At 60.9% G+C, this 3,467-nt stretch carries 5 protein-coding genes; all 5 read left to right on the top strand.

What is annotated here, in order from left to right; all coding sequences use genetic code 11:
* Positions 1-42: 42 nt before the first annotated feature.
* The 5 genes from E2H86_RS25470 (at position 43) to E2H86_RS25455 (ending at position 3,034) form a co-directional block, all read left to right on the top strand.
* The gene (locus E2H86_RS25470; RefSeq protein ID WP_243744101.1) at positions 43-156 is read left to right on the top strand and encodes a transposase; all 114 of its coding nucleotides are present in this window, start codon (positions 43-45) and stop codon (positions 154-156) included.
* Between the two features lie 179 nt (positions 157-335).
* The gene (locus tag E2H86_RS25465; protein WP_133332259.1) at positions 336-1,538 is read left to right on the top strand and encodes an MFS transporter; all 1,203 of its coding nucleotides are present in this window, start codon (positions 336-338) and stop codon (positions 1,536-1,538) included.
* A complete protein-coding gene (locus E2H86_RS26485; protein ID WP_261240612.1) occupies positions 1,535-1,657 on the top strand; it encodes a hypothetical protein in 123 nt (40 codons plus the stop codon). Before E2H86_RS25465 ends, E2H86_RS26485 begins: the two co-directional genes overlap by 4 nt.
* Before the next feature lie 45 nt (positions 1,658-1,702).
* Entirely contained in the window at positions 1,703-2,251 is a 549-nt protein-coding gene (locus E2H86_RS25460) for a glutathione peroxidase (RefSeq protein ID WP_133332258.1), read from the top strand.
* A gap of 42 nt (positions 2,252-2,293) precedes the next feature.
* Complete coding sequence (locus E2H86_RS25455) at positions 2,294-3,034, top strand: SDR family oxidoreductase (protein ID WP_133332257.1); 741 nt, start codon at positions 2,294-2,296, stop codon at positions 3,032-3,034.
* Positions 3,035-3,467 lie beyond the last annotated feature (433 nt).

The following is a 3,467-nucleotide window of genomic DNA, read 5'->3' as shown; positions in this document are numbered from 1 at the left end:
GCACTCCCGCCCAGTAGTCCGAAAGGTAGGACCGGCCTTGGAATAAGAGAATGGACTTGTGAGTGTGGTGTCACTCATGACCGCGACATTAACGCGGCGAGGAACATTCTCGCGGTCGGGCATGGCCGTCTACCTGTAGGAATCCCCGTCCTTTAGGGCGGGGAGGATGTCAAGAAACTTCTTGTAATAGCCCTGTTGCAGGTATAAAGACCTGTCCATGCGCTGCCGTTGAACCCTTCGGTGTGCGAACGGATAGAGCTGTCCCAGCAGCAGACAGCTCACGACTACAAACGGGCTTGAGCCCGTAGACCTTGCGATGGCTGGAGACAAAGACAATGACATCGGTGTGGCGAACCAGCGGCTGGGTTCTTTTCGGCGCGGCGCTGATCCTGGCGCTTTCGTTGGGCGTACGGCATGGCTTCGGCCTGTTTCTGGCGCCGATGAGTGCGGATTTTGGCTGGGGGCGTGGTGTGTTTGCCTTCGCCATAGCCCTGCAGAACCTGATATGGGGTCTGGCCCAGCCCTTTGCCGGGGCTCTGGCCGATCGCTGGGGGGCGGCGCGGGTGGTCATCATCGGCGGCATCCTCTATGCAGCCGGATTGATGTTCATGAGCATGGCCGACTCGGCGCTGTCGCTTTCGCTCAGTGCAGGCTTGCTGATCGGTATCGGGCTTTCCGGAACCTCGTTCTCAGTGATCCTTGGCGTGGTCGGGCGCGCGGTGCCAGCGGAAAAACGCAGCATTGCCATGGGCATTGCCAGCGCGGCCGGCTCCTTCGGCCAGTTCGCCATGCTGCCCGGCACACTCGGCCTGATCCAGTGGCTCGGTTGGTCTTCGGCATTGCTGGTGCTGGGATTGCTGGTGGCGTTGATCGTGCCGCTGGTGGGCATGCTGCGTGACCGTCCGTTGCCCAGCCACGGGACCGAGCAGACGCTTGGCCAGGCATTGCGCGAAGCCTGTTCGCATTCAGGGTTCTGGTTGCTGGCGCTGGGCTTTTTCGTGTGTGGTTTCCAGGTCGTCTTTATCGGCGTGCATCTGCCGGCCTACCTGGTGGATCAGCATCTGGCGGCTACCACCGGAACCACGGTGCTGGCGCTGGTCGGTTTGTTCAATATCGTCGGTACCTATACAGCCGGCTGGCTTGGCGGACGCATGTCCAAGCCGCGCTTGCTCAGTGCGCTTTACCTGCTGCGTGGGGGCGTCATCGTGCTGTTCCTGTGGGCGCCGGTAACGCAATTCAGCGCCTACCTGTTCGGCATCGCCATGGGCTTGCTGTGGCTGTCGACGGTGCCCTTGACCAACGGTACCGTGGCCACGGTGTTCGGCGTGCGTAACTTGTCCATGCTCGGTGGCATCGTGTTCCTGTTCCACCAATTGGGTGCGTTTCTCGGCGGCTGGCTGGGCGGTCTGGTGTACGACCGCACCGGCAGTTATGACCTCGTCTGGCAGATTTCGATCCTGCTCAGCGTGCTGGCTGCAGTGCTGAACTGGCCGGTGCGGGAGCAACCGGTCGCGCGCCTGCAGGGGCAGACAGCATGAGTCGGTCATTGCTGCGCTGGCTCATGGCTGCGGCGCTGTTGTTGGTGATGGGGCTGGCGTGGTGGGGCTGGCAAAGTGGCGGATTGGCGTTGATGCAACTGGGCATGGGCGTCTGTTAAGCGCTAACCTGCAGGTTCACGACCCGTTAGCAGGAGTACCACACGATGCGCGCACCTTGGTTGATGTTGCCGGTGCTGGGTATGCTGAGCGCCACGAGCTGGGCAGGGGATTGCCCGGCGCTGTTGCAGGGTAGCTTGCCGGAGTTGCGAGGCAAGGGCCAGGTGGATCTGTGCGAGCGCTTTGCCGGCAAACCGTTGGTGGTGATCAACACCGCCAGCTATTGTGGATTCGCCCCACAGTTCGAAGGGCTTGAAGCCACCTACAAGGAGTATCACGACCAAGGCCTGGAAATGCTCGGCGTGCCGTCCAACGACTTCAAGCAGGAGGACCGCGATGCCGAGAATACGGCCAAGGTCTGTTACGCGAACTATGGCGTGACCTTCACCATGACCAAGGCCCAGCCGGTGCGCGGCAAGGATGCGATTCCTTTGTTCGTGGAACTGGCGAGCCAGAGCAGTGCGCCGAAATGGAATTTCTACAAGTATGTGGTGGATCGCCAGGGTAAGGTGGTTGCCGACTTTTCCAGCCTGACCAAACCCGATGACCCGGCATTTCGGGCCGCCATCGAAAAGGCCATCGCTTCGGAACCTTGATGGGGTCGTGGCTATCGGCCCTACCTGCACAGGAGTGTTTCAATGAGCACACAAACTTCACGAGTGGCCATCGTCACTGGCGGCTCCCGGGGCATCGGCAGGGCGATCGCCTTGCGCCTGGCTGCCGATGGTTTTGCGGTAGTGGTCAATTATGCTGGCAATGTCGCGAGCGCCCAGGCGACCGTGTCGACCATCGAAGCTGCCGGTGGCAGGGCCATTGCTGTTCAAGGTGACGTGGCGCAGCCGCTGGAGGTTGCCAAGCTCTTCGCTGAAGCAAAGGAGGCGTTCGGTCGGCTCGATGTGGTGGTCAACAGTGCCGGAGTCATGCCGACGGTAAGTATCGATGAGGCCAATCTCGATGCGTTCGATCGGACCATCGCTACCAACCTGCGAGGGGCGTTCCTGGTGCTGGCGCAAGCGGCGCAGCATCTGGGAGAGGGTGGTCGGATCATCGCCTTGACCACTAGTGTGATTGCCAAGGCGTTTCCCGGTTATGGGCCGTATATCGCCAGCAAGGCGGGGGTCGAGGGTTTGGTGCATGTGTTGGCCAACGAACTGCGGGGACGCAACATTACCGTCAATGCTATTGCGCCTGGGCCTGTGGGGACTGAGTTGTTCTTCAAGGGCAAGAGCGATGAGACGATTGCCAACATTGCCAAGCAGGCGCCTATGGAGCGGATCGGGACACCGGAAGAGATCGCTGGGGCTGTTGCTTTCCTGGCAGGGCCTGATGGTGCTTGGGTCAATTCGCAGGTCGTACGGGTTAATGGTGGTTTTGCCTGAGTTGCCTTTGCTTCTAGGTGCGCGGTAGCTCAGGCACAGGTGATTGCGACTTCAGGTGGCCGTTGTCATGGGACAGGTCCACCAAAAAAGGTTCTTCACGGATTGTCGGGGAGCTTGGCTTGGCTTGGCTTGGCATCTAGATCGTGAGCTGATCCATTGTGTGTAGTGGCGCTTCTGGCCCCTTCCGCCTTTACGGCGGGTCCCTTTTGTCTTGGCAAAAGGGACGCAAAACCGCTCGCTCCCCCATACGGCCCCTACGCTGCGCTTCGGGGTCCCCTCGCTCCGGCGGCTTGCGGGCCCGCGCGGCCTACGACTTGCTACGCAAGTCTACATCTCGCGCCTTCGGCTAACGCCGAAGGGTGCTACGCACCTGGCCCTCCAGCCACCTCCACTCGGCCTCCTGAGGTCGCGGGTAGATCAAAAGCAAGATCAA

The sequence above is a fragment of the Pseudomonas putida genome, from assembly GCF_004357765.1.
In the GTDB taxonomy this organism is placed as follows: domain Bacteria; phylum Pseudomonadota; class Gammaproteobacteria; order Pseudomonadales; family Pseudomonadaceae; genus Aquipseudomonas; species Aquipseudomonas putida_U.
The sequence above is the reverse complement of the archived record's forward strand: the minus strand, read 5'-3'. Positions and strand labels throughout refer to the sequence as shown.